Origin of the sequence: Mycobacterium angelicum (assembly GCF_002086155.1) — a bacterium.
Lineage (GTDB): Bacteria > Actinomycetota > Actinomycetes > Mycobacteriales > Mycobacteriaceae > Mycobacterium > Mycobacterium angelicum.
This window is the reverse complement of record NZ_MVHE01000007.1, coordinates 98,387-124,637: the sequence shown is the minus strand read 5'-3', so window position 1 is coordinate 124,637 and position 26,251 is coordinate 98,387. Positions and strand designations below refer to the sequence as shown.

Genomic DNA, 26,251 nt, shown 5'->3' with positions numbered 1-26,251 from the left:
GAGTCAAGCGGAGTCATCGCACATGAAAGAGTTCTTCGCGCTCTCCCGGACCGTCCATGGTGTTCTGGATCTCGCCACTCCGGCAGTTTGCGCGGGACTTGCGCTCGGCAGCTTTCCCGCATGGCAGGTTATTCTCCTTGCCGTCTTCGTAGGCTTCTCCGCGTATACCGCGATATATGCCCTTAATGACCTGGTCGGCAAGGCTGTGGACGAGGAGAAGTTTGCCGGCGGTATCAATGCGGGTTATTCGGTCGAGGCGTCGGAGTTGCGTTATCCCTTGGCGCAGAAGGCGCTGAGCCTGCGGAAGGGAATCCTCTGGTTTGCGCTGTGGTTCATCGCGGCAATCATTGGCTCCTTCTTCTTGAATCCGGCCATTGTGGTGATTCTTGTTACCGCAGCGGTTCTGGAAGTGGTCTACGTGCTGCTCTTGAAAATCACCTATTGGCGAACCGTGGTCAGTGGTTTGGTCAAATCGAGCGGACCCATTTCCGCTATCTTCGCGGTCGCGCCCAAGCCGTCTGCCGGCTTGGTTTTGCTGGTGCTTGCCTGGGTTTTCTCCTGGGAGGTCGGAGGGCAGAACGTGCCGGCCGACTGGAACGACACGGTGGAAGACAAACGCGTCGATGCCAAGACCATTCCGCTGGAGCTCGGCACCGAAACCGCAGGCAAGGTCGTCCTGTTCGCATTGGGAATTACGGTGGTCAGCAGCTTGTGCATGCCATTGGTCTCACCGCTACATCTGGGTGTGCCTTACGTGCTGGCCAGCGCCGCGATCGGCACCTATTTCCTGCTCATACCGGCGTGGCGATTGCATCGTGCTCATGAGGGGAGACAAGCGGCAAAGCTGTTCGACAGCGCAAGTTATTATCCGCTGGCTTTGTTGCTGCTCATCATCGCTTTCGTGCTGATTAAGTGATCTTCAGAAGCGTCGAATCGACCAGTGTGGACAGTGTTTGTCTCGCGGCGCAGTCGGGTAAGGAGGCCAGCTCGTCGCGGGCTTGTGCCACGTACTTGCCCACGGCTGCCTTTGCCTGAGCCAGGCCCGCCGCGCTGCGGAGCAGCGTGAATACTTCGGCAACCTGGTCGGAATTTCCGGCGATGCTGATAATGTCCTCGGAAATGTGAAACGCGGCGCCGATAAGGCGGCCTAGTCGCGACAGACGAGCGGTCTGCTCTTCGCCCGCGCCGGAAAAGGTCGCTCCCAGCTGCCCGGCCGCCGCGATTATCGATCCAGTCTTCTCCTGCACGCACTGAAGGTAATGCTCCAGGCGGTCGATATGGGTTGGCGCGCTGCGTGTTTCGCGCATCTGGCCGGTGACCAATTCGGCGAATGTCTCGGCGATGGTCTGGAAGGCTCGCGGGCCGAGCCACGACCCCAGTCGAGACACCGTCGCGAATCGGTAGTCGCCGGCGAGAATTGCGACGTTATTGGCCGAGCGGATCTTCGATGTGTCAACTCGCGCCGCTGCCTTATCCACGACTGTGTCGTGGCACAGCGTCGCCAGATGCATCAACTCAACTGCCGCGCCGGCGAGCGTGACCTGCTGCGCGTCGGGATTCGGCCCGAATTGTGCCGCGAGGACCGTGAATAGCGGCCGGAACCGAATATCGTTGGTTTCCAACGATTCCGGCACCGCGTCGCGGATGATTTCGTCGCCCTGAGCGAGCTCAGTGCGAATCAGCTCCTCGATCCGGGTTATGCCGTCGCGGACACTGATTGCAAATTGCGGATCGCTGAACTCCACGCCGCCGAGCACGCTCATAGATGCGGTCACGGGTACAACATATTTCTTTTCGGTCCAGTCGTCGCGTTGACATGTTGGCGCGCCCGGCGTTTCGTCCCTCAGTGCAAAATCAGAGTGACCGACTGACCCAGTGCGGCTCCAGCGACCGCATTCGCCGCGCGGCCCGGCAGCGCCACCAACACCACTCGGTCGATGTCGGCTGCCTGCAGCTTTTGTTCGGCTGAAATCAAAACCACGATGGCGTCGGTGGCCAGAACCCGGGCAACCGGTTGTGGGTCGTGGGCCGGTGCGGCCAATACGTCGACGATGTCGCCGACCCGGATCAGGTCAATCAGGGCGCTGTCGGCCAGGTGCAGGGGTACTATGCGCGCCCCGGGGCCGGCGGTGGATTCGGCCAGCCGGCTGCCCAGCAACCGAACATCGGTAAGTACCTCGCCACGGCGCGTCGGACTGGCCAGGGTGGCCCCGACGACAACAGCCAGGTCGCCCTGCGAGCCGTCGGGAACGGTTGCCGTCAACCGCTTTTCGATCCGCAGGTCGTCAGCCGTCAGCGCGGTGCCCGGCGTGAGGTCGCGGGCGGCGACCAGCACATCGGCACGGTCGCCGTCGGGATTCGACCGCAGCGTCGCAATGCCGGCCAATACGACGAGGCCGCCGGCGGCGACGCGCCGGGCCAGCACCGTGCGCGTCCAGTCCGGACGCAAGGATGCCGAAATTCGGCTCAAAAAGTGTGGATTGAGCGATTCGCCCACGCCGCAACGGTAGCGCCGGCCGGCCGCCGGCGATTACGCTCAGAAACCTTGTTGTGGATAACTTGCTAGCTTGAGGTGGCCGCAGCGGGGGTGGAGCCGCTGCTTGCCTTCTCGCTCGATGCCGAGCTCGACTTCTCGCTGGACCCCGAGCTCGAACCGGAGTCACTCGTCGAGGACCCGTTGGTCGAGCTCTTGGATTTCTTGCCTGATTCGCGACTGTCGGTGCGGTAGAAACCGCTGCCCTTGAACACAACGCCGACGGCGTTGAACAACTTGCGCAGGCGACCCGAGCACTTTTCGCAAGTGGTCAGCGAGTCGTCGGTGAAGGCCTGCACAACGTCGAAGCGGTCGGCGCACTCGGTGCACTCGTAGCTGTAAGTCGGCACAACAACCTCCGGAAAATATAAGCCTGGCTTAGCACTCTACCGTCTCAAGTGCTAGAACCGCCACGTGACCTCGATCATTCCCCGCCGCGGCGTGAGTACGTGCGTCATTCGTACGTCGTGCGGCTCGGAGGGCAATTCGTCCACGAATTCTTCGTCGCGCACCACTGCGACCAGGCGCGCTCGCGGATCACGGGCCGCCAGCGAGCGGTCGTAGAAGCCCTGGCCGCGGCCCAGCCGCACGCCCCGGCGGTCGGCTGCCAGCGCCGGCAGCAGTACCAGGCTCGCTTCGGCCAGCGCCGACTCCGGTAGCCACGGCTCGGGCGGCTCGAGCAGCCCCCACCGCGCGGTGACCAGTCCCTCCGATCTGTACTCGCCCCAGCGCAGCGGCACCGGAGTGTTGTCTTCGCTGGTGCGCGCGACAGGCAACAGCACCCGGCCGGCGCGGCGCAGCAGGACGTCCAGCATCTCGATCGACCCCGGTTCGGCGCCCACCGGCACGTAAGCGCAGACGGTGTTATCGCCGGTCACGACCTGTTCCAGGTGCTCACAGAGCAGCCGGGCCTCGGCGGCGCGAACGTCGTCGGCGACATGTCGCCGGGCCGCCTTCAACCGGTCCCGCAACGCGGATTTGCTCGCCGCCGCCGTGCCCTCCGCCATGCCCTACACGATGACAGCCCCGGCTTTGGTGCCGCCACAGCAACTCCGCAGGTATATGGCGCTATGGTTTGAACAATGTCACGCCCAGAAGCACCGGTCCCGTTCACGGCGATCGTCCCCGCCGCCGGTCTGGGCACGCGTTTTCTTCCCGCGACTAAAACGGTGCCCAAGGAGCTGCTGCCCGTCGTCGATACGCCCGGCATCGAGCTGGTGGCCGCCGAGGCGGCCGGCGCCGGCGCCGAACGTCTGCTGATCGTCACTTCCGAAGGCAAGGATGGCGTCGTCGCACATTTCGTCGAGGATCTGGTGCTCGAGGGCACCCTCGAGGCGCGCGGCAAGAAGGCCATGCTGGCCAAGGTTCGCCGTGCCCCGGCTTTGATCAAGGTGGAGTCGGTGGTGCAGGCCGAGCCACTGGGCCTCGGGCACGCCATCGGCTGCGTGGAGCCCAGCCTGTCCGACGACGAGGACGCCGTCATGGTGCTGCTACCCGATGACCTGGTGCTGCCCACCGGCGTCCTGGAGACGATGTCGCAGGTGCGGGCCGAACTCGGCGGCACGGTGTTGTGTGCCATCGAGGTGTCGCCGGAAGAGATCAGCGCTTACGGCGTTTTCGACGTCGAGCAGGTCCCTGACACCGACATTCCTGACGTGCTCAAGGTCAAGGGGATGGTCGAGAAACCCAAGGCCGCCGAAGCTCCGTCGATGTATGCGGCTGCCGGCCGCTATGTGCTGGATCGCGCCATCTTCGATGCGCTGCGCCGCATCGACCGTGGTGCCGGCGGCGAAGTCCAGCTCACCGATGCCATCGCGCTGCTGATCAAAGAGGGCCATCCAGTGCATGTCGTTGTGCACCGCGGATCCCGACACGACTTGGGAAATCCCGGCGGGTACCTCAAAGCTGCGGTTGACTTTGCATTGGATCGTGACGACTATGGCCCGGATTTGCGGCGATGGTTGGTGGCGCGATTGGGCCTGACCGAGCAATAGCCGGGTTCTACGACCTCGTGCCACGTGGGTCGACGGAAAGGCGCGCTGTGCGTTCTGTGGAGGAGCAGCAGGCCCGGATTACGGCAGCAGCGGTAGCCCCTAGGCCGATACGGGTTGCCATCGCCGAGGCGCAGGGATTGATGTGTGCCGAAGAAGTCGTGACCGAGCGGCCCATGCCGGGCTTCGATCAGGCCGCCATCGACGGATACGCGGTGCGCAGCGTCGACGTCCTCGGTGTCGGCGATGCCGGTGGTGTCGAGGTTTTCGCCGAAGGCGACCTAGAGGGCCGCGACGTACTGAGCCTGCCGGTAATGGGAACCATCGAGGCCGGTGCGCGCACGCCCAGCAGGCTGCAGCCGCGCCAGGCCGCCCGGGTGCAGACCGGTGCCCCGCTGCCGACGCTCGCCGATGCCGTCCTGCCCTTGCGCTGGACCGATGGCGGGATGAACCGGGTCCGGATCTTGCGTGGGGCGCCGTCGGGCGCCTACGTGCGACGGGCGGGCGACGACGTGCAGCCCGGTGACGTCGCGGTGCGCGCCGGGACGATCATTGGGGCCGCGCAAGTGGGGTTGCTGGCCGCGGTGGGCCGGGAACGGGTGCTGGTGCACCCCCGGCCGCGGGTGTCCATCATGGCGGTCGGTGGCGAGCTGGTCGACATTGCGCGCACACCGGGCAACGGGCAGGTCTACGACGTCAACTCCTACGCCTTGGCCGCGGCCGCCCGCGATGCCGGCGCGGAGGTGAATCGCGTCGGCATCGTCAGCAACAACGCCAAGGAACTCGGCGAGATCGTCGAGGGCCAGATCAACCGGGCCGAGGTGGTGGTGATCGCCGGCGGGGTCGGCGGCGCGGCGGCCGAGGCGGTCCGCTCGGTGCTGGCCGAGCTCGGTGAGATGGAAGTCGTCCGGGTCGCGATGCATCCGGGATCCGTCCAGGGTTTCGGACAGCTGGGCCGCGACGGCGTTCCGACGTTTCTGTTGCCGGCCAACCCGGTCAGCGCCTTGGTGGTCTTCGAGGTGATGGTCCGGCCGCTGATCCGGCTGTCGCTGGGCAAACGCCAGCCCATGCGCCGGATCGTGCAGGCCCGCACGCTGTCCCCGATCACGTCGGTGGCCGGGCGCAAGGGATTTCTGCGCGGTCAGCTGATGCGCGATCAGGACAGTGGCGAATACCTGGTCCAGGCGCTGGGCGGGGCGCCGGGGGGCTCGTCGCATCTGCTGGCCACGTTGGCCGAAGCGAACTGTCTGGTGGTGGTGCCCAGCGGGGCCGAGCAGATCCGTACCGGGGAAATCGTCGACGTCGCGTTCCTGGCTCAGCATGGCTGACCGGGATACTCGTGAATCTGTTGCGCGCTAATTTCCGGCATCCCGGGTGGCCGACTTCAGTTGGGCCGCTGCGGGTGTCGGCCGGCATGGTGCGATTGCGAGCCGTACGAATGCGTGATGGCGCGCAGTGGAGCCGGATCCGGCTGGCCGACCGCGCGCATCTCGAGCCGTGGGAACCCAGCGCCGAGGGCGACTGGAATGTCCGGCACACGGTTGCCGCGTGGCCGGCGTTGTGTTCGGGTGCGCGGTCGGAGGCCCGCAAAGGCCGGATGCTGCCGTACGCGATCGAGCTGGACGGGCGGTTCTGCGGTCAGTTGACCATCGGCAACGTCACTCATGGGGCGCTGCGATCGGCCTGGATCGGTTACTGGGTGTCGAGCACGGCGACCGGGGGAGGGGTGGCTACCGGGGCGTTGGCGCTGGGGCTCGACCACTGCTTCGGGCCGGTCGGTTTGCATCGGGTGGAGGCCACGGTGCGTCCGGAGAACGCGGCGAGCCGGGCCGTGCTGGCGAAAGTCGGGTTTCGCGAGGAGGGGCTGCTGCGCCGCTACCTCGAGGTCGACCGGGCGTGGCGGGATCATCTGCTGGTGGCCATCACCGCCGAAGAGGTCTACGGGTCGGTGACCTCGACTCTGGTGCGTGCCGGGCGCGCCAGCTGGCCCTGACGTTCTTGTGTCTTTCGTCGAGATTGCCGTCATGGTCGTGATCCGTGCCGAACCACGACCATGACGGCAATCTCGGCGCGCCGAGACGCGCCGAGGCGCGCCGGGACGCGCCGCCTTGAGGAAACCGCAATAAAAATGTGGCTGGCGTGACATATGTGGCGTGTGATGCTTGAAAGAGGCAAATTACAGGTGTGTAATTGCCCTGGTCACAGTGACCCGGACGCGCTGGCCCGAAAGGCGCCAGGCGGTGAAAGGAGCAGGTCATGCCAAGCATCCCGCAGTCGTTGTTGTGGATCTCGCTCGTGGTGCTGTGGCTGTTCGTGCTGGTGCCCATGCTGATCAGCAAGCGAGACGCGGTCCGGCGTACCAGCGACGTGGCGCTGGCCACCAGAGTGCTCAACGGGGGCGCGAATGCCCGCCTGCTCAAACGTGGCGGCCCGGCCGCCGGTCATCGCAGCGACCCCGACTGGAAGCCGGAAGCGGAGTATGAGCACGACTCGGCCGACCCCGACGGGGAGGCGGACACCGACCGGGTCGAAATCGCTGACGTGCAGCAGCGTCCGCGGCCCGTCGTGATGGCAATGGCCAAGGCGGACAAGACCGTTGAGCCCGACGAACCCGACTACCTGGATGTCGATGTGGTCGAGGACTCGGCCGCGCTTCCGGCGGGGGTCAGTGCCGAGATGCCCGAACCCACTCTGGTTGCCGCCGACGAGCCCGCCGAAGAAACGATGGAGCCCGAAGCCGAGCACGAACTGGCCGACGACGAGTACGAGTACGTCGAGGATTCCTCGGGCCTGGAGCCCGCCGAGGAAGACGACGACGACGCGCCGGTCACTTACGCCTCGGGAGCGTCGCGGCGGCGCCGCTTCGAGTCGAAGACCGCCGCGGCCGTCAGCGCCCGTAAGTACGCGTTCCGCAAGCGCCTACTGATGGCGATGGCCGTAATCCTGATCGGGTCGGCCGTCGCGGCCTTCGAAGTGTCGCCGCTGGCCTGGTGGATCTGCGGCACCGCCACCACATTCACCGTCCTTTACCTGGGGTATCTGCGCCGCCAAACCCGCATCGAGGAGAAGGTTCGGCGGCGCCGGATGCAGCGGATGGCGCGGGCCCGGCTCGGCGTGGAGAACACCTATGACCACGAGTACGACGTGGTGCCGTCCCGGTTGCGACGTCCCGGCGCGGTGGTCCTGGAGATCGACGACGAAGACCCGATCTTCGAGCACCTGGACAACGCGGTGCCGATGCGCAACTACGGCTGGCCGCGCGACCTGCCGCGCGCCGTCGGGCAGTAGTGCGCGGTTCGATCAACGGGGGTCGCGGCTGGTAGCCTGCTAGCGATCAGGGGCTATGGCGCAGTTGGTAGCGCGACTCGTTCGCATCGAGTAGGTCAGGGGTTCGAATCCCCTTAGCTCCACCACATTTCTGCAGGTCAGAGCGCAGGTCAGGGCTGCAAAACCACCGGTTGTCGTGGGCCGGTTTCCGATTATTCCTTTCAGGCGTACGGTCCAGGTCTGAACTTGAAGAAGTTTGAGGCGGTGCGTATGCGAATTGTCGTCGATTTGAACCGCTGCCTGGGCTATGCCCAGTGCGTGCCGCTCGCGCCGGAGGTTCTCAAGCTCAACGGTGAAGAGGCCCTGACGTACAACCCGAACCCGGATGACAGCCAACGTCTGCACGTATTGCGCGCCGCGGCATCGTGCCCGGTGCAGGCGATCATCGTCGAGCAATTCGCCGGCGAGTGACGGGCCGGCCATGACCGGCGGGGACGCCCATAAAGACGATGGACGCATCGTCATCGTCGGCGCCTCTTTGGCCGGCCTGCGCGCCGCTGAAGCGCTGCGCAAAGAGGGTTTCCGCGGACATCTGACGATCATCGGCGATGAACCCGACGAGCCGTATGACCGGCCACCGCTGTCCAAAGCGGTACTCACCGGATGGGTGGGTGCCGATGCGACCAAGCTGCCCCGCATGCGCGACGTCAAGGCAGAGTGGCGGCTCGGTGTCGCCGCGACCTCTCTGGACCGCGCCAATTCCGTTGTGGGCCTTGCCGATGGCAGCGAAGTCCCGGGAGATCGATTGTTGATCGCGACCGGGGTGCGATCGCGCCAGTGGCCCAACCCCGACGAAGCGGCGCTGGACGGCGTCCACACCCTGCGTACGAGCGCCGACGCGGCCCGGCTGCAAGCGGCTCTGGCCGACAAGCCCCGGCGAGTCCTCATCATCGGGTCAGGCTTCATCGGTTCCGAAGTTGCCTCGGTGTGCCGCGGCCTGGGGCTGGAAGTCACCGTCGCCGAGCGGGGCCCGGCCCCGCTGTGCGGTCCATTGGGCGGAGTGATCGGCAAGATCGCCGCCGAAGTGCAGCGCGAGGCCGGGGTGGATCTTCGCACCGGGGTTTCGGTGCTGGGCATGGAAGGCGACGCGAGCGGACACGTGCGTCGGGCACGGCTGTCCGACGGCAGCACCCTCGATGTCGATGTGGTGGTGACCTCGCTGGGATCGATCCGCAATGTCGAGTGGCTCGAGGGGGCCGGTCTGGCCACCGGGTTCTGGGGTGTGGGTTGCGACGCGGGCTGCCGAGTGTTCGACGTCAACGGCGTGGTCACCAATCGCATCTTCGTGGCCGGCGATATTGCGCGGGCCCCGCACGTGCTTTACGACTACCAGTTCTTGGCCATGGAGCACTGGGACAACGCGGTGCTGGGAGCCCAGGTTGCGGCCCACAACATGTTGTGCCACGAAACGGACCGCTGGGCGCATTTGATGATCCCGCAATTCTGGTCGGGCCAGTTCGGCATCAACATAAAATCCGTCGGGGTTCCCTCCTACGGCGAGGAAATCATGTTCACCCAGGGCTCGGTCAAGCAACGCCGGTTTGCCGCGGCCTACGGCCGCCGGGGGCGCATCGTCGGTGCCGTCACCTTCAATCACGGCAAATGGATCCCCTATTACGAAGCGCAGATTGCGCGTTCGGCACCGTTCCCGCCGAATCCGGCTGGCACTGATTTTCCCGAGGACATGCGGGTAATGCCGGCCGATTTCCCGGCGCGCGGGGTGCCCACCGAGGCGCCCGACGTGGTGCTGACCGGTCACGACCCATCCGAACGCCGAGCCGAATTCCGGCCCCGCCGAAGCTGATTGACGACAAGCGAGCCGTTATGACCCCCGAAGAGGCCTGGAACGAGGCCATGAAACACGAGAACCGGGCCAACCCTTACCCGTTCTTCGACGAGCTGCGCAAGACGCCGGTCGACCGGGTGGCCAACGGCGTCTACGCCGTCACCGGATATGAGGAACTCATTGCACTGGCGCACGATCCGCGAGTCAGCTCCGATATGCGCAGGAGTCCGCTGGGTGCGCGTCCCCGGGAAATCACCGATCCGGCAGTGGCCGAGATGGTCGAACGATATGGGCAGGACGCCAGTTTCATCATGCAAGACCCGCCCGACCACGACCGGGCGCGCCGATCGTGCATGCGGTATTTCGGCCCACCGCATGCGGTAGACGTCATCCCCAGCCAGGAGCCGCTGTGTCGCCAGATCGTCAACGACCTGCTCGATGCGGCGATCGGCAAAACGCGCATCGACGTGGTCGACGAATTCGCCTACCCGCTGCCGGTGCAGGTGATCTGCCACATCCTGGGTGTGCCGACGGAAGACGAGCCGCAGTTTCACGCCTGGATTGCCGACGTGATGGCCGGCATCTTCGACTTGGGTCCCGAGATCGAAACCGAGGAGGGCCAAGTCCGTCGCGCCAAAGGCCTTGCGGCTAACCAACAATTCAGGAGATACCTGATCGGGCTGGTCGAGCGGGCCGAGAAATCGCCGTGCCCCGGCATGATTTCGCAACTGGTGCACGACCGCGGACCCGACGGACCCATGTCGCCGAGCGAAATCGTGAACAACACGGCACTACTGTTGGTCGCCGGCCACGATTCCACGGTCAACCTGATCTCGCACTGCATCCTCACCGTGCTGCGCAACCCGGAGTCCATCGAATTGTTGTGTAGCCGGCCGGAATTGATTCCCGGCGCCATTGAAGAGGTACTGCGCCTGCAGTCCTCGGTGCAGTTCTTCCCCAGCCGCTCGGCGCTGGCCGACATCGAGATCGCCGGCACGGTAATCCCCAAGGGAGCGCCCATTTTCCTGATGTACGGCGCAGCCAACCGTGACCCCCGGCGCTTCGCCGACCCCAACAGCTTCAACCCCGAACGAAAAGACAACGAGCACGTGGGTTGGGGGCGCGGCATTCACGTCTGCTTCGGCGGTCCTCTTGCCCGCCTGGAGGTCAACACCGCATTCGAGGCGTTCCTGCGCCGGGTGGTAAACCCGCGGTTGGTAGCGGACCCGCCGCCGTACCGTATAAGCCAGGTCTTCCGAGGGCCGCGCCATCTGCTCGTCGACTTCGACGAAATAGCGCCCGAAGAAGGACGAGAGAGGCCCTAGGCTTCCGGGTATGAGTAGGGCTTTCGTCGTCACATTCGCATTCGGGTTGCTCGTTGCGCTGTTCGGTCTGATCTGGGCACTGCAGGGTTTCGGCGTGCTGGGCGGCAGCCCGATGAGCAATACCACCACCTGGTCCATCATTGGTCCGATCACCGTGCTGATCGGCATCGGGATTGCGGTAATCAGTTGGCGGAAACTGTCTTCCAAATAGGAAGTCGCCCTAGCCGACGGTGAAGTTCACCGTATGCCAGCCGGTGGCACCGTCGGGGTCAGGGCTGGCCCGCTCGGAGGTCTGGACGGCACCGGTGTTGTCGGTGGCGCGCACCGAGATGGTGTGTTTGCCAGGGCTGTCCGCCTGCCACGGGAAGCGCCACAACCGCCACGTCTCGTTGGAATAGCTTGCGCCCAGTTCAGCCGGCTGCCACTCGCCGTCGCCGATGCGTACCTCCACCGCCCGTACGCCACGGTTTTGCGCCCACGCGACACCGCCGAACATTGCGGGTCCCAGCGGCACTTGCTGGCCACCCCGCGGCACGTCGATGCGCGATTCAGTCTTAATGGGTGCCCGCGCCGCCCAGCCCTGGCGGGTCCAGTACGCCTTGGCTCTGTCGAAGCGGGTCAGCTCCAAGTCGACGACCCATTTGGTAGCCGATACATATCCGTACAGCCCGGGCACCACCAGCCTGGCCGGGTAGCCGTGTTCGATCGGCAGGGGCTGGCCGTTGAGACCGACGGCCAGGAGCGCATTGCGCCCCTCGGTGAGTGCAGCTACCGGTGTGCCGGCGGTGAACCCGTCGATCGACGTCGAGAGCACCATGTCGGCGTCGGTGTGCACATGGGCCGCCGCGAGCAGCTCAGCCACCCGGTAGCCCGTCCAGACGCCGGTCGAAATCAGGTTGCCGCCAACGGGATTCGACACACAGGTCAACGTCGTCACCGTTTCGACGACTTCGAAGCGGGCAAGGTCGTCGAGGCTGTAGGTCACTTCCCGATCCACCATGCCGTGGATGCGTAGCCGCCAGTCGTGTTGGCTGAGCTGGGGGACACTGAGTGCGGTGTCGACCCGATAGAAGTCGGCGCTGGGAGTGATAAAGCTAGGTAGCGCAACGCCATTCGGTTGCACATCGGCAGGTATGGGCGGCGCGGGTGATCGTGGCCGGGGAAGGGTGAAGTTGTTTCGGTCGCCGGCCACCGAATGCACCGCCCGCGTGATGACGGCACCCACCACGCCGCTTACCAGTCCGAATCCGAGCAAGCCGAACACGACCAGCCGCCGTCTGCCGGTATCCGCCATGTCTTCGGGGTCCTCCGGGCCGGGCCAGAAACGGCGGGTGAGAAAACGCAGAACCGCCACACCGCATGCGGTGCCCGCAACGGTGGGGATCAGGTCGACTGCCGTCGCACCCTGCCTCGACAGCACTGCGGCGCAGCCCAGAACGCCCGCCGCGGTGAGCACGGCACTGCCGATCGGGCGCCGCTGGGTCTCCAGGCTTCCGGCGATCGCTGCGATCGTAATGATGCCGACGAGCACGGCGCCGGCCAGGAAGAGTTTGTCCAGAGAACCCAGCGTCTGAATCGCCCACTCTTTGATGGGCCCCGGTGTCAGGTCGACGAGCACGGCGCCGATCGCGGTACGTGCATCGGCCCGCGCTCCGAACGGGATGTCCGCTAACTGGGCTACCCCAAGTGAGACGAACGCCGCGGCGACACCGGCAACCATCCGCGCATTCGACTGGGTCATCGAGCTACTGTACTCGCATTCGGCCGTATGACGTGTAAAACGTTGGCGGGCAGGCGAAAGCGGAAGTCAGGTCAGAGGCGCTGATGCGAAGGTGCGGGCGGGTTCCCCGGTGTCGGCCCGGCAGGTCGCGGCAAGACCGCCGAAGCCGACGATGGCCGCCGCGGTCAGCACGGCGATGATCACGCAGCGGTGCAGCAATCCGACTTCCGCGACGGGCGCGGCGCTTATCGCGGCGTCGCAGGTGGGGTTGGGTGAAGTGGTCATGACACTGATCGTTCATTCGGCGACCACCCCGCAGTAGTGGCCGCGTCCTTGCAGGGGTACAAGCGCGCCTTGTATCTAACGGCTTAGACGCGTAACGGACGCGGCCGCACCAGCGTCGGCCACCAGAACCACGGCCCGAGGATTCGCACGATGCACGGCACGACGAACGATCGCACGATCAGCGTGTCGAGCAGCAGGCCGATGCACACCGTCGAACCCACCTGACCGATCGTGCGCAAATCGCTGGTGAGCATTGCCAGCATGGTGAACGCGAACACCAAACCCGCAGACGTCACCACGCCACCGGTACTGCCCAGCGCGCGAATGAGACCGGTGTTCAACCCGGCATGAATTTCTTCTTTGGCCCGGGCGATCAACAGCAGGTTGTAGTCCGATCCCACCGCCACCAGGATGATGAACGTCAGCGGCAATACCAGCCAATGCAAATGCAGGCCGATGAGGTGCTGCCAGACGAGCACCGAAAGACCGAACGCCCCGGCATAGGAGAAGGCGACGGTGCCCGGAATCACCAAGGCCGCCACCAGACTCCGGGTGAGGAACATCATGATCAAGAAGATCAGCACGAAGGCGGCGATCGCCACGATGAGCAGATCGGATGCGGAGTACTGCTTGATGTCCTTGTCGTTGGATCCCGAGCCGCCGATGTAGACCCGCGCGCCGGCCAACGAGGTCTCTTTCAAAGCGATGGTTATCGCCGCGGGGAACTGTTCGACATGGGTCACGCCTTCGGGGCCCATGGCATTGCCCTCGTGGGTGACGATGAACCGAGCCGCCTTACCGTCCGGCGACATCATGAGCGTCATACCGGTCTGGACGTCTTCGTTGTCGAAACCTTCGTGGGGAATGTAGAAGAAGTCGTCGCTGCGGGCCCGGTCGAAGTCGAGCCCCACATTGATCAGGTCGTCGAATGTCTGGTCGGTCTGGATCGACTGCAGATTCGCCGAACCGTAACTGTTGACCAGCAGCGCCTGCAGGGCCGCCGTGTCGTCCCTCATGAGCTTGAACTGTGTGACCATTTGCGGCAGCAGCTTGTCGATGATCTCGAGAGACCCGACGGCCTGGGTGATATCGGCGGCCAGGTGGTCGATGCCGTCGAGGGTGTCGAATACCGATCTGAAAGCCCAGCAAACCGGAACGTCGAAACAGTGCCGCTCCCAATAGAAATAGCTGCGGATGGGCCGGAAGAAATCGTCGAGATTTGAGATCTCTTCGTTCATCTGGTCGGTGACCCGCTTCATGTCCTCCATGGTGACGACCGTCTTGTGCATCTCGTCCGACATCCGCTGGAAGAGGCCGACCAATCTGTCCAGTACCGCGACGGTGTGCGATTGAATCTCTGCCTGCCGGTCGGTATTGGCATTCTGCTGCATGTTGAACGGCAGCTGTTGACCGTTGCCGCTGCCTTGCGTGGTGAACAGATAGGGCAGCGTGGCGTGTTCCAATGGCCGGCCCATGGGCCTGGTGATGCTTTGCACCATCGCGACGCCGGGGAGGCGAATGAGGCTCTTGGCGACCCGGTCCAGCGAGATGAAGTCCGCCGAGTTTCGCATGTCATGGTCCGTCTCGACCATCAGCATCTCGGAGAATAGCTTGCTCTTGGTGAAGTGCCGGTTGGCCGCCGCAAACCCTTGGTTGGCAGGGGCATTGGGCGGCTGGTATTGGCGGTCGTCGTAGTTCACCCGGTAGGTCGGCACGAAGATCGCACCGATCATGACGACGGCCGAACTGGCCGCCAGGATCGGCACCGGCCACCGCACTACGCTCGCCCCGATCCGGCGGTACAACCGCGCCTTGGCCTGCTGCCTTGGATCGAAGAGCCCGAACAGACTGCCCACCGTCAATAACGCCGGGCCAAGCGTCAGCGCTTGCACGATGGTCAACACCATGCTGATCGCCACGGCCGGACCCATGGTGTGGAAGTAGTTGAGCCGCGCAAAGGTCAGGCAATAGCACGCGCCGGCAATGGTCAGACCCGAGCCTACGATGATGGGCGTCACGCCCTTGTAGGCGGTGTAAAACGCCTCTTCTCGGTCTTGGCCCGCCTGTCGCGCCTCGTGGTAGCGACCCATCAGGAAGATGCCGTAATCGGTGCCCGCTCCCAACGTCAGCGCGACGACGATGTTCACCGCGAACGACGAGAGCTCGATGAACCCGAAATGCCCGAGGGTTGCCACCATCCCCTTGGCGACCAGCATCTCGATCAGAACTCCGAGCAACGGCACCAGCAGCGTGCTGATCGAGCGGTAGACGAGCAGCAGCATCACCACGATCAGGATGATCGTCACGATGGTGATGTTGTTCAGACTCGAATTGGCGATGGCCACTGTGTCCGAGGCAAGCGGCGCCGCGCCGCTGACGTAGACCTTGAGGCCGGGCGGCGGGGTGTCCTTGGCGACGGTATCCCGAACGGCGGCAACGGACTGATTCGCTTGCATTTGGCCGATATCGCCGGCCAGCCGCAGCAGCACGAATGCGGCCTTGCCGTCGACGCTTTGCGCCCCCGCCGCGGTGATCGGCTTGCCCCACAGATCCATGACGTACTGCACGTGCGCGGTGTCTTGCTTGAGCCGGCGCATCAGGTCGTCGTAGTACTGGTGGTCCACATCGCCCAACGGCCGGTCGGCTTCCAGGACGACCATGGTCAAGCTGGTCGAGGTGGACTCGCGGAACTTCTCACCGATGCGCAGCATGGCCCGTTGCGACGGCGCGTAATGCGGCACCATCGGCCCGGCGAGTTCTTCTGCGACCCTTTCCACTTGGGGCACAAAGGTATTCGTCGAGACTGCGAGCAGGCCCCAGAACAAGATCATCGGTATGGCGAAGGTGCGGACCGTTCTTGGGATGAAGGGCCGTTTCGCCCGCTGCTCGCTCACGCGGATTTCACTCTGCAGGTAACGTCCGCATCCTGATGGGTGTCGGATTGTTCGTCGCGGACAACGCCATTGACCAGTATCCGGCAGCCGATCTGGCCACCGTGAACCTGCGCCGAAAGACTGCCGGACACCACGGTCAGCGTGGTCGCCTCGGTGTGCGACCAAGGCAGGTTGGTGATGTCGACCCGATGCGGATGGCCGTCGACGTCGACGTAGACGAGCATCCCCCCGGCACCGGCAGAGCCGAACAACTCGTAGGTGAGCCGTTTGAGCGTGGACCGCTCCGGCGCTTGCGGGCCGTTGACCGTGATGACCGGCTCAGGAGCGGATTGCTGATGCACCTTCCACATGCCCAATACGCCCACCGCGACCACAATGACGGCGACCAAAGGCATCCAGGCTCGCGCCAACACGGTCCTGCCGACTGGGCGGGGGCTCACTCGATCACCCCTGAAGAATCCGGTTCCGGATCGTGCATCCTCACCTCCGCCTCATGCCCATGCCTGACGGAACGCTACTGCAGACGCTTTTTCATCCGCGCGCTGCTGCGTAATCGAATGGCGAGGTTCGTCGACGTCAGCATCGGGAACACACCGAGAAATGTCCGCTCTGATGGAGTGGCCCCATGCAAGTGGTAGAGACTGCCGAACACAAAAAAGCAACCCAGCATGAACAAAGTGCCGGGAATGCAGAGCGCCATCAATGATCCGCGATCGGCAACGATGCGTTTTGCATAAGTCAATTCGTCGTCGGTCATCGGTTCGCGTTTGCGCACTTTGGCCATCACCGTTTTAGCGCTGCCAAGCTCTTCGCTAATCGGAGTAGGCCCGCGGCCCACGAGCCGTTTTACGAATACCGAAGCGACGGTGGCAAAGATCAATGTCAGCGCCAAGGTCACCATTGTCAGATAACCCCATAGGCCTACGTCCATTGGTCCGCTCCCTCGCCGCGCCCTTGAACCTAGCATCGCGCGGCGCTGCCACGGCGGACGAGACGTCAGGTAGTGACGGCCATCAGGTCGCCGCTGGTCGCCCACGCTTGCAGGAAGAGTGCAAAGGGGACTTGCTCGTCGGCTCCGCGACGGGTACCGCTGTCGTTGAGGTGGACGATTTCGGCGCCGGTGTCGACGCCGGTCACCACCACGGTGTGGTTATGCCCGGGGTTACCGCTGTTGTCCCAATCCTTGACAGGCTGGTTCCAGATGAGTTCACCATTGACGCTGGCAACCACCTTGTGGCCGGCGCCCAGTGCCTGCTCGAGCCCCGCCATGTCGCTGTTCACGATCACCGCGGCGACGTTGTAGCGCGCCAGCAGCGTCGGAATGTCCCTGAACCAGGTGCCCTCTCCCGAATTCGGGTCCTGAGGGTTAGCCGGACGGGTGTAGATCGGGCCGGGGCCCTGCGAGCTCGGAGTCGACTGCGCCATCTCGATAATGTCCTCCTCAGCGGGCTCCGCACCAGTCATTTCACCGACCACGTCGGCGCTCGACATGAGGACGCAATCGTCCCAATACTGCTGGTAGCGCCAGTACTTGGCGGCCGCCGCCGGATCGCCGTACATGGCGCCCGGCGTCGAGCCGGCCGGGGCGGCCAATCCCAGCACCACACCACTGGCCACTGCAGCGACGGCGAGGGTCATGGGGAGGGTCTTGGCGAGCGTCGCCAACCTGATGGTCCTCATCGGCTGCCCCTTTCTCCTTCTGCGGTGGAGCGGAGTTCGGGTGCAAAGGATCCGACGCCGGCCTTGGCGTTTTCTAAAAGGATTCTTGGCGTGACGGCCGCCGCGGCAACCGGTGAACGCGGCCGCTATCGGGATACGAGCGAAAGCAGTTCTGCAGTAACAAGTTCGGTCGTATAGCTGCGTTCACCTGACGACACGGTGAGCACCGTACGCGCGGGTTGGTCGGGGTCGCCCGCAACGGCCTCGGCGAAATGCTGTGCGTTCTGCAGTTTGGTGAGGAAAGTTGCACTGCCCCCTGGCGCGATGTCGTGTGGAACCTCAGCGCCGGCGCCCGGCTCGTCGACCGGAACCAATGACGTACCACCGCGATCGGCGCGTATTGCCCACCCGGCGACATGAAATGGCACCCGTCCGGCGTTGACGACCTTCACGCCGATGAGGAACTGGCCCTCCGGGGTCGCTTCGGCCGCGTTGAGCAGGGCCTCGCGTACGTCGGAGCCGGCATCGTTGGTCACCAGTCCCTCGGGCGTCAAACGGCCAATGACGGGTGTCAGCTTCGGCCGCCGTCTGGCCCGCAGGGCCGCGACCACTTGCCAGCCGAGCGACGCCGCGGCGAGCACGATGGCGATCACGCTTAGGACGAACGCGGCGACGGTCACCGGGCCACGCTACCAACCCGTAAACCGCTGTGATCAGGGCGATCCCGCGCGAAGCCTGATGAAGTTCCTAAATTCAGCTGAACATTCGCTAAGACAAGCGTGGCGAAGACCAAACCGTAACAAGCGGCCCCTACTGTCAGGGAAATGAGTACCAAGTACTACCTGCAAAAGGTACCTGTCGAAGCTGTCGAGCCGGGCTTTTCACTGGCCATTCCCGCCGACGGCGAGTATCGCCTGTTTCAGGTCGAATGCACGCAGCTGAGCCAGCGCAGCGGCCAGCCCGTGATGGTCAGGCTGACGTCAGAAGCCGTCAACGGCGGCGAACCGTGGGTCTTGGAGTACGAAGCCGGCACGCCGGTGGTCCGGCTACTCGGCCTCTGCCAGGCGGCGTCGTAGGCGGCTGTCACCGAGGTTTGGCGGCAGTGACGAACTGCAGCGCGCGCTGCGCGTGTTGGTCGATGTCGACCAGTCCCGCCGCGGCGAACAGGTCGACGAAGGCGTGCGCGTCGAACATGGTCAGTCCGATCGCGCGGGCGACGGTGTTCAGCGCATAGCGGATGGGTGGTGCTTGTCCGGAATAGCTGGTGAGGATCGCGATCCGCCCGCCGGGGCGAAGTACCCGTACCATCTCGTGCGCGATCCGAAACGGCTCGGGCATCAGGTACAGGGCGCCGAAACAGCAGACGGCGTCGAATGTTTCGGCGCCGAACGGCAGCTCGCGCGCATCGCCGCGGACATAACACGTCTGCGGCGTGCTGTTGTCCAGTACCGCCCGGGTCAACATCGGCTCGGAGATGTCGAACCCGACCGCGAGGCCGCCCGCCGGCAGGTGTGCTGCCAGCGGAACGGTGAAATTGCCTGGCCCGCAAGCCACGTCGAGCAACCTGTCGGCATCGGCCAGATGTAGCGCCGCCGCGGCGCGGCGCTGCTCGGCGCGGGTGGTGACACCGCTGGCCAGATAGAACGACGTCGGCCGCCACAACCGTTCGTAGACGGTTGCCACGAACGCACTGTTCATCGCGCGCTGAGCAAACGTCGGGACTGGAGAACTCGTCGATTCCCCCAGCACGTCGAGAAACCCATGCCGCAGCACCGCGGACTTGTCGAGCAGACCGCGAGTGAGCTCGATCGGATCCTTGGTGTCGTCCATCCCGGTCCATCTTGCCGCAGCGGCAGCCGACGCCATAACCTGAGTCGAATCTGGTCGTGGAGGGAACAGGGGCGGATATCGCGGTGGCCGAACTGACCGGCGCTCGGGTCGAAGAACTCGCGGGCCTGGACATCTTTCAGGGATGCCCGCCCGAGGATCTGATGCCGCTGGCAGCCAGCGTCGCGCCGCTGCAGGCCGGGGCCGGCCAACTGCTGATGCGCCAAGGTGAGCAGGCCGTTTCATTCCTGCTCATCTCGTCGGGCAGTGCCGAAGTCAAACACGTCGGCGACGACGGAACGGTGATCGTCGACCAGGCGTTGCCGGGGATGATCGTCGGGGAAATCGCGCTGCTGCGTGACATTCCGCGCACGGCAACGGTTATCACCACCGAGCCACTGACCGGTTGGATCGGCGACAGCGACGCGCTGGCCCGGATGGTGCACATCCCCGGGATCATGGACCGGCTGCTGCGCACCGTGCGGCAACGGCTGGCCGCCTTCGTCACGCCCATCCCGATTCGGCTGCGCGACGGGACCGAACTGATGCTGCGTCCCGTCCTTCCCGGCGACCGGGAACGCACCGTGCATGGACACGTCAAGTTCTCCCACGACACGCTGTACCGGCGATTCATGTCGGCCCGTGTCCCCACCGAGGCGCTGATGCATTACCTGGCGGAGGTCGATTACGTCGACCACTTCGTGTGGGTGATCACCGACGGCGGCGACCCGGTGGCCGACGCGCGCTTCGTACGCGACGAGACGGATCCGACCGTCGCCGAAATCGCGTTCACCGTCGCCGACGCCTATCAAGGCCGGGGGATAGGCAGCTTTCTGATCGGGGCGCTGGCCGTCGCCGCGCGCCTCGACGGGGTCGAAAAGTTCTCTGCGCGAATGCTTTCCGATAACGTGCCGATGCGAACCATCATGGATCGCCACGGCGCGATTTGGCAGCGCGAAGACGTCGGGGTCATCACTACCGTCATCGACGTGCCGGGTCCACGCGACCTGGGCCTCGGACGCGACATGGCTGAGCACATCAAGCGGGTGGCCCGGCAGGTGATCGAGGCGGTCGGCTGAACGCCCATGAGCCGCTCACAGGCCTGGATTGGCGCGCTGGCAGCCCTTGCGGTGGGCGGGTGCGCTCACTCGCCCGCGCCGGCGCCATCGTCGGTTCCGTCGTCACCGCCGGCCCATCGGGCCGCCATCAACCCGGGCAACATCAAACGAGTCGCCCGCGAACTGCCGCCCGGCTACGAGGTGACGAACGAAATCCCCAGCGGACTATCCCCGCGGGTGATCTGGGGTGTGGAGGTCGACGCGGCGGCCAAGCCGCCCGAGTGCTTGACGCTGGCCGATCCCGGCTATGGGCTAGACCAATCCGCGCAGGGTCTTTCCGGGTCGGGCTCGGGCGGCATCGTCGACGCGGTAGTGGTGAACGTTGCCGTGGCGCTGGACCACAGCGTCGTCGCAAACTGCGGGCAGTGGACCGTATCGGACCGGCACACCACGGCCCGGGTGGGCCTCGTCGACGCCCCGCACATCGACGGCGCCGAAACCGTCGGCATGGTGGCCGATATCCGCACAGCCGTCGAGTCGGGCAGCCAGATCGATTCGCGGACGGTGACATTCATCGCCTACCTGGGCGACTACTACGTGTTCACCACGCTGACCACCGATCCCGGTTCGATGCTGCCGCCGTTGCCGCCGCAGTTCGCCGCCGATCTGCTGGTCAAAACGGTGTCGACGTTACGCAGTTGAGCACCCGCGCTTGGGTAGGGTGACCACAATGTTGAAGGCAGTGCTCGCTGTCGGCTCGGTGTGCCTGCTCGTCGGCTGCTCGCCAGGGGCCAATTCTTCGCAACCCGCCAAGGTCGAGATCGCCAAGGTCGCCGAAGTGAAGTCGAGTTTCGGCCCGGAGTTCAAGGTCACCGAGGTCGGCCTGCGAGCTATCGATCCGGCCTTCTTTTCGTCGCGGAAGTTGCCCGAGGGGCTGACCTTCGATCCGCCGAACTGCGCGAAAGCGGCTGCCGGCCCGGACATGCCGGCCGGAGTGCAAGGCAACATGGCCGCCGTCTCGGCCGAAGGCAACGGCAATCGGTTCGTGGTGATCGCGGTGGAGACCTCGCAGCCGTTGCCGGTCAACGACCCGGGCCAGGACTGCAAGAAGGTTGCCTTCAGCGGCGCCCAGTTGCGCGGCGCCATGGAGGTGGTCGATGCGCCGAAGATCGACGCGGCCCAGACGCTGGGTATCCACCGCGTGCTGCAGGCGGTGGTCGGCGGGGCGGCGCGCACCGGGGAGCTGTACGACTACTCCGCGCACTTTGGTGATTACCAGGTGATTGTCATCGCCAACCCACTGGTGATCCCGGATCAGCCGCTGGTCAAGATCGACACCCAACGGGCCCGGGATCTACTTGTCAAGGCCGTCGCGGCGGTGCGCAGCTGATTGCTAACGCACGCCACGCGGGCGGAACTGGATGCTGACCCGCGGGCCCGACGGCGCGGACGTCTTGGGAACCGAGTGCTCCCAGGTGCGTTGGCATGACCCGCCCATCACCAACAGGTCGCCGTGGGCCAGCGGCAACCGCAGCGACGGGCCGCCGCCGCGGCGGCGCATCGCGAAGGTGCGGGTGGCGCCCAGGCTGACGATGGCGACCATGGTGTCCTCGGTGCTGCTGCGCCCGATGGTGTCGCCGTGCCAGGCCACGCTGTCCGAGCCGTCGCGGTAGCAACACAGTCCGACGGTGGTGAACGGCTCGCCCAGCTCGCCGCCGTAGATGTCGTTGAGCCGCCGGCGAAGCCGCGCGAGTTGCGGATGCGGCGGGTCCTCGACCGTAAGGTCGTGGAAGCTGACCAGGCGCGGCACGTCGACCAGCCGGTCGTACATCTGGCGGCGCTCGGCTCGCCACGGCACTTTCGCGAGGAGTTCCCGTAGCAGGTCATCGGCCCCGCTGAGCCAGCCGGCGCGCACGTCGATGAAGGCGCCGTCACCGAGTTGCCTGCGCTCGTTGTGCTGGAATAGCGAGCCTTGTACCGCGATCGCCACGACCGCGATTCTATCGCACACGCGTTCGATCAGCGGGTGCGCGGCGCGCTCGCAGGCTACGTTTGTCGTGTGGCTGTCGAGTTGGGGTCGGATTCCGAGGTCGGAACGCTGCGGGTGGCAATCCTGCACCGCCCGGGAGCCGAACTGCGCCGACTCAACCCGCGCAACGTCGACCAGTTGCTCTTCGACGGGCTGCCGTGGGTATCGCGCGCGCAGGACGAGCATGACGAATTCGCCGAGGTGCTGCGTTCACGCGGGGTGGAGGTGCTGCTGCTGTCCGATCTGCTGACCGAGGCGCTGCACCACAGCGGTGCCGCCCGGATGCAGGGGGTGGCCGCAGCGGTTGACGGACGGCGATTGGGTTTGCCTCTGGCGCAAGAACTTTCGGCATACCTGCGCAGCCTCGACCCGGTCGCGCTGGCGAATGTGCTGACGGCCGGCATGACGTTCAACGAGCTGCCCGCCGAGATCCGGGCCGCGGTGTCGCTGGTACTTCGCATGCACCACGGCGCGGATTTCGTCATCGAGCCGTTGCCGAACCTGGTGTTCACCCGCGATTCGTCGATCTGGATGGGGCCGCGGGTGGTGATTCCGTCGCTGGCGCTGCGGGCGCGGGTGCGCGAGGCGTCGTTGACCGACCTCATCTACGCCCACCACCCACGGTTCACCGGCGTGCGACGGGCCTACGAATCGCGTACCGCCCCGGTCGAGGGCGGTGACGTGCTGTTGCTGGCTCCCGGTGTGGTCGCCGTCGGCGTGGGGGAGCGCACCACTCCGGCCGGCGCGGAAGCGTTGGCGCGCAGCCTTTTTGACGACGAGCTGGCCCAAACGGTGCTGGCGGTGCCGATCGCGCAGCAGCGGGCGCAAATGCATCTGGATACGGTGTTGACGATGGTCGACACCGACACGGTGCTGATGTATGCGAACATCGTGGATACGTTGTCGGCGTTCACAATTCAGCGCACACCCGACGGCGTGACCATCAGCGACGAGGCCCCGTTCCTGGAGGCGGCGGCCGCGGCGATGGGCATCGACAAACTGCATGTCATCCACACCGGCCTGGACCCACTCGTCGCCGAACGCGAGCAGTGGGACGACGGCAACAACACGCTGGCGCTGGCGCCCGGTGTCGTGGTGGCCTATGAGCGCAATACCCAGACCAACGCGCGTCTACAGGACGCGGGCATCGAAGTGCTGACCATCGCGGGCTCTGAATTGGGTACCGGCCGCGGCGGGCCGCGCTGCATGTCCTGCCCGGCCGCGCGCGATCCCATTTAGCGCATGTCCCCGTCCGCCGAGATTGCCGTCAGGGTCGCGACAAACGCGGAACCACAGCCGCTACGGCAATTTCGGCGCTGACCGGCGGGCCAGCGCCGCACGCACCCGCGCTATGACGACGGCGGGGCGATCCTCGTTGATCACCTTGATCACGTGCCAACCGAGACCTTCGATCATTTCACCTCTGCGAATGTCCTTGACGTACTGTCGTCGATCACTGCGATGGTGGTCGCCGTCGTATTCGAGGGCGACTTTCGGTCCCTCCCAGCCCATGTCGAGGTAGGCGACGAGAGTGCCATCCGAGATCTTGATCTGCGTTGCCGGTCTGGGTAATCCCGCATCGATGAGGACTAGCCGCAGCCAGCTCTCTTTCGGCGACTGGGCGCCACCGTCCATGAGTGACAAGGCATCTCGGCATCGCCGTACGCCCCTGGCGCCCTTGTGGCGGGCGATCAGGGGCGCTATTTCATCGGCCGTCAGGCCGCTCGCGGCCGACAGAGCGTCCAGATGAGTGACGGCCCGGTCCCGCGGCAGATGACGAGCGATATCGAACGCCGTACGAACCGGATTAGTCACCGCTAGCCCGCCCACTTCGATGACGTCGTCGGCTCCCAGCCGCTCCCGGCGGACGATGACGCCCGCGGGCGGATGGCTGAACTGGCCGATCAGGTCTACCGGCGTGAAGTTGTCCAGCCATTTCGCTTCGTGCAGCGCGGCTGCCGCGAGCCCACCGATGACGCCCCTTCGCCCTGACCACAACCAGGCCGCGTGGATGTTGTCCCACAGTGTCCTGTCGGCGTCCTTGGGCAGGTACACGTTGGGATGGAGTTGCCGGTAGTTCCAACGCAATTGGCCGCGGGTCAGGGTTCCGCCGGCGATCGCTTCGCTGGCCAGGAATACGGTCACGCGGCGATCATGCTCTGGGCGACCGACACGCCTCGCCGAAATTGCCACCATGGTCGTGACGCCCGCCGAACCACAGCCCTCACGGCAATCTCGGCGCAGGAAGCGGGAACCGGAACGAGCTAACGCCAGCTGGGCAGCCAGATCTCCATGTTCCAGGTCTGCTGGGATATCGGCAGACCGGTGAGCACCGGGAACAGCCACGCGAAATTCGTCACCACCAGCGCCACATAGCAGCACACGGCGATCAGGCCCAAGGTGCGGCGCTCCCTGCTCTGGCCGGGGTGGTGGAGGATATCGCCGAGTATCAGCGCAATGGCCATCACCAGAAACGGCCCCATCGTCGCCGCGTAGAAGAAGTACATCTGCCGGTCGATGTCGGCGAACCACGGTAACCACCCGGCGCAATAACCGGTCAGGACAACCGCATAACGCCAGTCCCGGCGGACGAACATCCGCCACAACGAATACAACAGAACGGGGACCGCCAGCCACCACAGGGCCGGTGTGCCGACCAGCATCTCGGCCTTGACGCACGACTGCGACCCGCAGCCCGGGACGTTCTGCTGATCGATGGCGTAGAGCACCGGCCGCAACGACATCGGCCAGCTCCACGGCTTGGACTCCCACGGGTGGTAGTTGCCGGCCGAATTCGTCAGGCCCGCATGGAAATGCAACGCCTTGGCGTGGTAGTACCACAACGAACGGATGGCGTCGGGCAACGGCACGACGCTGTGCGGACCGATGGTCTGGCCCACCTGGTGGCGGTCGATCGCGGTCTCGGACGCGAACCACCCCGCGTAGCTGGCCAGGTAGACGCCCAACGGGATCAATGCCAGCGCGTAACCGGTCGGGATCAGATCGCGGCGCAGTGTGCCCAGCCACGGCCGCAGCACGTGGTACTGGCGGCGTGCCGCCACGTCGAACACCAGCGACATCGCGCCGAAGAACACCACGAAGTACAACCCGGACCACTTTGTCCCACAAGCCAATCCGAGCAGCACTCCGGCGCCGAACCGCCACCAGCGCACCCCCAGCCGCGGGCCCCACACCGTATCGGCGATGCGGTTCTCCAGCGCGGCTATGTGCATGCGTTGTCGCACCTGATCGCGGTCGACGATCAGCGCGCCGAACGCCGCGACCACGAAGAAGGTGAGGAAACCATCCAGCAGCGCGGTCCGCGCGGCGACAAAGCTGACGCCGTCGCAGATGAGCAGCAGCCCCGCGATGGCGCCCACCAGCGTCGAGCGACTGATCCGCCGGACGATCCGGGTGACCAGCCCAACCAGAACGACCCCTAATACCGCGCCGCTGAATCGCCAGCCGAATCCGTTGTAGCCGAACAGCGCCTCGCCGATGGCGATCAGTTGCTTGCCGACCGGCGGGTGAACCACCAGTCCGAATCCGGGATTGTCCTCGATCCAATGGTTGTTCAGCACCTGCCAGGCCTGCGGGGCGTAGTGCTTCTCGTCGAAGACGGGCGTGCCGGCGTCGGTGGGCGAGCCCAGGTTCAAGAACCGGGTCAGTATGGCGAGCAAGGTGATTGCACCGGTCACGATCCAGCCGCGCATGCGGTCCAGCGGACCGAAATCGGCTACCGGCAGCACCGGGCCGGGGCTGACGACGGGCGCCACGCGGTCCCCATCCAGGACGGACGTTTCGGTGGGCGGGGCGG

At 65.3% G+C, this 26,251-nt stretch carries 29 protein-coding genes and 1 tRNA gene; 15 read left to right on the top strand and 15 right to left on the bottom strand.

Annotation, left to right across the window (positions count from 1 at the left end):
- Positions 1-22 precede the first annotated feature (22 nt).
- Positions 23-916: a UbiA prenyltransferase family protein gene (locus BST12_RS07585; RefSeq protein ID WP_083112489.1), complete on the top strand. Its 894-nt coding sequence runs from the start codon at positions 23-25 to the stop codon at positions 914-916.
- Here the strand turns inward: BST12_RS07585 and BST12_RS07580 are convergent.
- The 4 genes from BST12_RS07580 to BST12_RS07565 all read right to left on the bottom strand — a co-directional run bounded on the left by BST12_RS07580 (position 909) and on the right by BST12_RS07565 (position 3,540).
- The gene (locus tag BST12_RS07580) at positions 909-1,757 is read right to left on the bottom strand and encodes a polyprenyl synthetase family protein (RefSeq protein WP_372510899.1); all 849 of its coding nucleotides are present in this window, start codon (positions 1,755-1,757) and stop codon (positions 909-911) included. The two genes, BST12_RS07585 and BST12_RS07580, sit on opposite strands and share 8 nt — an antisense overlap.
- A gap of 86 nt (positions 1,758-1,843) precedes the next feature.
- On the bottom strand, positions 1,844-2,497 hold the full coding sequence (locus tag BST12_RS07575) for an SAF domain-containing protein (protein ID WP_083112487.1): 654 nt from the start codon (positions 2,495-2,497) through the stop codon (positions 1,844-1,846).
- Between the two features lie 65 nt (positions 2,498-2,562).
- Complete coding sequence (locus tag BST12_RS07570; RefSeq protein WP_083112486.1) at positions 2,563-2,883, bottom strand: FmdB family zinc ribbon protein; 321 nt, start codon at positions 2,881-2,883, stop codon at positions 2,563-2,565.
- 51 nt (positions 2,884-2,934) lie between these two features.
- Positions 2,935-3,540: a 5-formyltetrahydrofolate cyclo-ligase gene (locus tag BST12_RS07565; protein ID WP_083112485.1), complete on the bottom strand. Its 606-nt coding sequence runs from the start codon at positions 3,538-3,540 to the stop codon at positions 2,935-2,937.
- 75 nt (positions 3,541-3,615) lie between these two features.
- Here BST12_RS07565 and BST12_RS07560 point away from each other — a divergent pair, with 75 nt between their 5' ends.
- The 9 genes from BST12_RS07560 to BST12_RS07520 all read left to right on the top strand — a co-directional run bounded on the left by BST12_RS07560 (position 3,616) and on the right by BST12_RS07520 (position 11,173).
- Positions 3,616-4,527: a UTP--glucose-1-phosphate uridylyltransferase gene (locus tag BST12_RS07560; RefSeq protein ID WP_083112484.1), complete on the top strand. Its 912-nt coding sequence runs from the start codon at positions 3,616-3,618 to the stop codon at positions 4,525-4,527.
- Positions 4,528-4,574: 47 nt separating this feature from the next.
- Positions 4,575-5,852, top strand: coding sequence for a molybdotransferase-like divisome protein Glp (gene glp, locus BST12_RS07555; RefSeq protein ID WP_083112483.1), 1,278 nt, complete (start codon positions 4,575-4,577; stop codon positions 5,850-5,852).
- An 11-nt stretch (positions 5,853-5,863) separates the two neighbouring features.
- Positions 5,864-6,517, top strand: coding sequence for a GNAT family N-acetyltransferase (locus tag BST12_RS07550; RefSeq protein WP_083112482.1), 654 nt, complete (start codon positions 5,864-5,866; stop codon positions 6,515-6,517).
- A gap of 263 nt (positions 6,518-6,780) precedes the next feature.
- Positions 6,781-7,812, top strand: coding sequence for a divisome protein SepX/GlpR (sepX, locus tag BST12_RS07545; RefSeq protein ID WP_083112481.1), 1,032 nt, complete (start codon positions 6,781-6,783; stop codon positions 7,810-7,812).
- Positions 7,813-7,861: 49 nt separating this feature from the next.
- Positions 7,862-7,937: transfer RNA gene (locus BST12_RS07540), tRNA-Ala, on the top strand.
- 124 nt (positions 7,938-8,061) lie between these two features.
- Positions 8,062-8,262 carry a ferredoxin gene (locus BST12_RS07535; protein WP_083112480.1) on the top strand — a complete coding sequence of 67 codons (201 nt, stop codon included), beginning with the start codon at positions 8,062-8,064 and terminating at the stop codon, positions 8,260-8,262.
- 10 nt (positions 8,263-8,272) lie between these two features.
- Positions 8,273-9,655, top strand: coding sequence for an NAD(P)/FAD-dependent oxidoreductase (locus BST12_RS07530; protein WP_083112479.1), 1,383 nt, complete (start codon positions 8,273-8,275; stop codon positions 9,653-9,655).
- Between the two features lie 20 nt (positions 9,656-9,675).
- Complete coding sequence (locus BST12_RS07525; protein WP_083112478.1) at positions 9,676-10,962, top strand: cytochrome P450; 1,287 nt, start codon at positions 9,676-9,678, stop codon at positions 10,960-10,962.
- Between the two features lie 10 nt (positions 10,963-10,972).
- Positions 10,973-11,173 (top strand): hypothetical protein, encoded by a 201-nt coding sequence (locus BST12_RS07520; protein ID WP_083112477.1) that lies wholly within the window; start codon positions 10,973-10,975, stop codon positions 11,171-11,173.
- Between the two features lie 9 nt (positions 11,174-11,182).
- Here the strand turns inward: BST12_RS07520 and BST12_RS07515 are convergent, their stop codons facing one another.
- The 7 genes from BST12_RS07515 to BST12_RS07485 form a co-directional block, all read right to left on the bottom strand.
- On the bottom strand, positions 11,183-12,703 hold the full coding sequence (locus BST12_RS07515; RefSeq protein ID WP_372510896.1) for a molybdopterin-dependent oxidoreductase: 1,521 nt from the start codon (positions 12,701-12,703) through the stop codon (positions 11,183-11,185).
- Between the two features lie 66 nt (positions 12,704-12,769).
- Entirely contained in the window at positions 12,770-12,967 is a 198-nt protein-coding gene (locus BST12_RS07510) for a hypothetical protein (RefSeq protein WP_083112476.1), read from the bottom strand.
- Between the two features lie 83 nt (positions 12,968-13,050).
- Positions 13,051-15,798, bottom strand: a complete 2,748-nt coding sequence (locus BST12_RS07505) for an MMPL/RND family transporter (RefSeq protein ID WP_211281231.1) — start codon at positions 15,796-15,798, stop codon at positions 13,051-13,053.
- Positions 15,799-15,857: 59 nt separating this feature from the next.
- Positions 15,858-16,301 (bottom strand): MmpS family transport accessory protein, encoded by a 444-nt coding sequence (locus BST12_RS07500; protein WP_245850124.1) that lies wholly within the window; start codon positions 16,299-16,301, stop codon positions 15,858-15,860.
- 74 nt (positions 16,302-16,375) lie between these two features.
- Positions 16,376-16,792 (bottom strand): hypothetical protein, encoded by a 417-nt coding sequence (locus BST12_RS07495; protein ID WP_083112475.1) that lies wholly within the window; start codon positions 16,790-16,792, stop codon positions 16,376-16,378.
- A 65-nt stretch (positions 16,793-16,857) separates the two neighbouring features.
- A complete protein-coding gene (locus BST12_RS07490) occupies positions 16,858-17,541 on the bottom strand; it encodes a C39 family peptidase (protein WP_083112474.1) in 684 nt (227 codons plus the stop codon).
- 125 nt (positions 17,542-17,666) lie between these two features.
- The gene (locus tag BST12_RS07485) at positions 17,667-18,200 is read right to left on the bottom strand and encodes a hypothetical protein (RefSeq protein ID WP_083112473.1); all 534 of its coding nucleotides are present in this window, start codon (positions 18,198-18,200) and stop codon (positions 17,667-17,669) included.
- Positions 18,201-18,344: 144 nt separating this feature from the next.
- Between BST12_RS07485 and BST12_RS07480 the strand changes: the two genes are divergently transcribed.
- Positions 18,345-18,596: a hypothetical protein gene (locus BST12_RS07480; protein WP_083112472.1), complete on the top strand. Its 252-nt coding sequence runs from the start codon at positions 18,345-18,347 to the stop codon at positions 18,594-18,596.
- 7 nt (positions 18,597-18,603) lie between these two features.
- On the opposite strand, the gene BST12_RS07475 is transcribed toward BST12_RS07480, so the two are convergent.
- On the bottom strand, positions 18,604-19,350 hold the full coding sequence (locus BST12_RS07475) for a class I SAM-dependent methyltransferase (RefSeq protein ID WP_083112471.1): 747 nt from the start codon (positions 19,348-19,350) through the stop codon (positions 18,604-18,606).
- A gap of 83 nt (positions 19,351-19,433) precedes the next feature.
- Between BST12_RS07475 and BST12_RS07470 the strand changes: the two genes are divergently transcribed.
- The 3 genes from BST12_RS07470 to BST12_RS07460 are packed head-to-tail and all read left to right on the top strand — an operon-like array spanning position 19,434 to position 21,795.
- Positions 19,434-20,426, top strand: coding sequence for a GNAT family N-acetyltransferase (locus tag BST12_RS07470; RefSeq protein WP_083112470.1), 993 nt, complete (start codon positions 19,434-19,436; stop codon positions 20,424-20,426).
- A 6-nt stretch (positions 20,427-20,432) separates the two neighbouring features.
- Entirely contained in the window at positions 20,433-21,107 is a 675-nt protein-coding gene (locus BST12_RS07465) for a DUF5642 family protein (RefSeq protein WP_083112469.1), read from the top strand.
- A 28-nt stretch (positions 21,108-21,135) separates the two neighbouring features.
- The gene (locus tag BST12_RS07460; protein WP_083112545.1) at positions 21,136-21,795 is read left to right on the top strand and encodes a DUF5642 family protein; all 660 of its coding nucleotides are present in this window, start codon (positions 21,136-21,138) and stop codon (positions 21,793-21,795) included.
- A 3-nt stretch (positions 21,796-21,798) separates the two neighbouring features.
- Here BST12_RS07460 and BST12_RS07455 read toward each other — a convergent pair whose 3' ends face one another.
- Positions 21,799-22,395 (bottom strand): alpha-ketoglutarate-dependent dioxygenase AlkB family protein, encoded by a 597-nt coding sequence (locus BST12_RS07455; protein ID WP_211281226.1) that lies wholly within the window; start codon positions 22,393-22,395, stop codon positions 21,799-21,801.
- Positions 22,396-22,464: 69 nt separating this feature from the next.
- On the opposite strand from BST12_RS07455, the gene arcA reads away from it, so the two are divergent.
- Positions 22,465-23,673, top strand: a complete 1,209-nt coding sequence (gene arcA, locus BST12_RS07450) for an arginine deiminase (protein WP_083112467.1) — start codon at positions 22,465-22,467, stop codon at positions 23,671-23,673.
- A gap of 60 nt (positions 23,674-23,733) precedes the next feature.
- Here arcA and BST12_RS07445 read toward each other — a convergent pair whose 3' ends face one another.
- Positions 23,734-24,579, bottom strand: coding sequence for a hypothetical protein (locus tag BST12_RS07445; protein ID WP_245850123.1), 846 nt, complete (start codon positions 24,577-24,579; stop codon positions 23,734-23,736).
- A gap of 119 nt (positions 24,580-24,698) precedes the next feature.
- Entirely contained in the window at positions 24,699-26,210 is a 1,512-nt protein-coding gene (locus tag BST12_RS07440) for a dolichyl-phosphate-mannose--protein mannosyltransferase (protein ID WP_139801542.1), read from the bottom strand.
- Between the last annotated feature and the right edge of the window lie 41 nt (positions 26,211-26,251).

Excerpts from the sequence above, each read along its gene's own strand:
- BST12_RS07585 (WP_083112489.1), top strand. The coding sequence starts at position 23 with ATGAAAGAGTTCTTCGCGCTCTCCCGGACCGTCCATGGTGTTCTGGAT.
- BST12_RS07565 (WP_083112485.1), bottom strand. The coding sequence starts at position 3,540 with ATGGCGGAGGGCACGGCGGCGGCGAGCAAATCCGCGTTGCGGGACCGG.
- BST12_RS07560 (WP_083112484.1), top strand. The coding sequence starts at position 3,616 with ATGTCACGCCCAGAAGCACCGGTCCCGTTCACGGCGATCGTCCCCGCC.
- sepX (WP_083112481.1), top strand. The coding sequence starts at position 6,781 with ATGCCAAGCATCCCGCAGTCGTTGTTGTGGATCTCGCTCGTGGTGCTG.
- BST12_RS07535 (WP_083112480.1), top strand. The coding sequence starts at position 8,062 with ATGCGAATTGTCGTCGATTTGAACCGCTGCCTGGGCTATGCCCAGTGC.
- BST12_RS07530 (WP_083112479.1), top strand. The coding sequence starts at position 8,273 with ATGACCGGCGGGGACGCCCATAAAGACGATGGACGCATCGTCATCGTC.
- BST12_RS07525 (WP_083112478.1), top strand. The coding sequence starts at position 9,676 with ATGACCCCCGAAGAGGCCTGGAACGAGGCCATGAAACACGAGAACCGG.
- BST12_RS07520 (WP_083112477.1), top strand. The coding sequence starts at position 10,973 with ATGAGTAGGGCTTTCGTCGTCACATTCGCATTCGGGTTGCTCGTTGCG.
- BST12_RS07515 (WP_372510896.1), bottom strand. The coding sequence starts at position 12,703 with ATGACCCAGTCGAATGCGCGGATGGTTGCCGGTGTCGCCGCGGCGTTC.
- BST12_RS07510 (WP_083112476.1), bottom strand. The coding sequence starts at position 12,967 with ATGACCACTTCACCCAACCCCACCTGCGACGCCGCGATAAGCGCCGCG.
- BST12_RS07505 (WP_211281231.1), bottom strand. The coding sequence starts at position 15,798 with ATGATCTTGTTCTGGGGCCTGCTCGCAGTCTCGACGAATACCTTTGTG.
- BST12_RS07495 (WP_083112475.1), bottom strand. The coding sequence starts at position 16,792 with ATGGACGTAGGCCTATGGGGTTATCTGACAATGGTGACCTTGGCGCTG.
- BST12_RS07490 (WP_083112474.1), bottom strand. The coding sequence starts at position 17,541 with ATGAGGACCATCAGGTTGGCGACGCTCGCCAAGACCCTCCCCATGACC.
- BST12_RS07480 (WP_083112472.1), top strand. The coding sequence starts at position 18,345 with ATGAGTACCAAGTACTACCTGCAAAAGGTACCTGTCGAAGCTGTCGAG.
- BST12_RS07475 (WP_083112471.1), bottom strand. The coding sequence starts at position 19,350 with ATGGACGACACCAAGGATCCGATCGAGCTCACTCGCGGTCTGCTCGAC.
- BST12_RS07465 (WP_083112469.1), top strand. The coding sequence starts at position 20,433 with ATGAGCCGCTCACAGGCCTGGATTGGCGCGCTGGCAGCCCTTGCGGTG.
- BST12_RS07460 (WP_083112545.1), top strand. The coding sequence starts at position 21,136 with ATGTTGAAGGCAGTGCTCGCTGTCGGCTCGGTGTGCCTGCTCGTCGGC.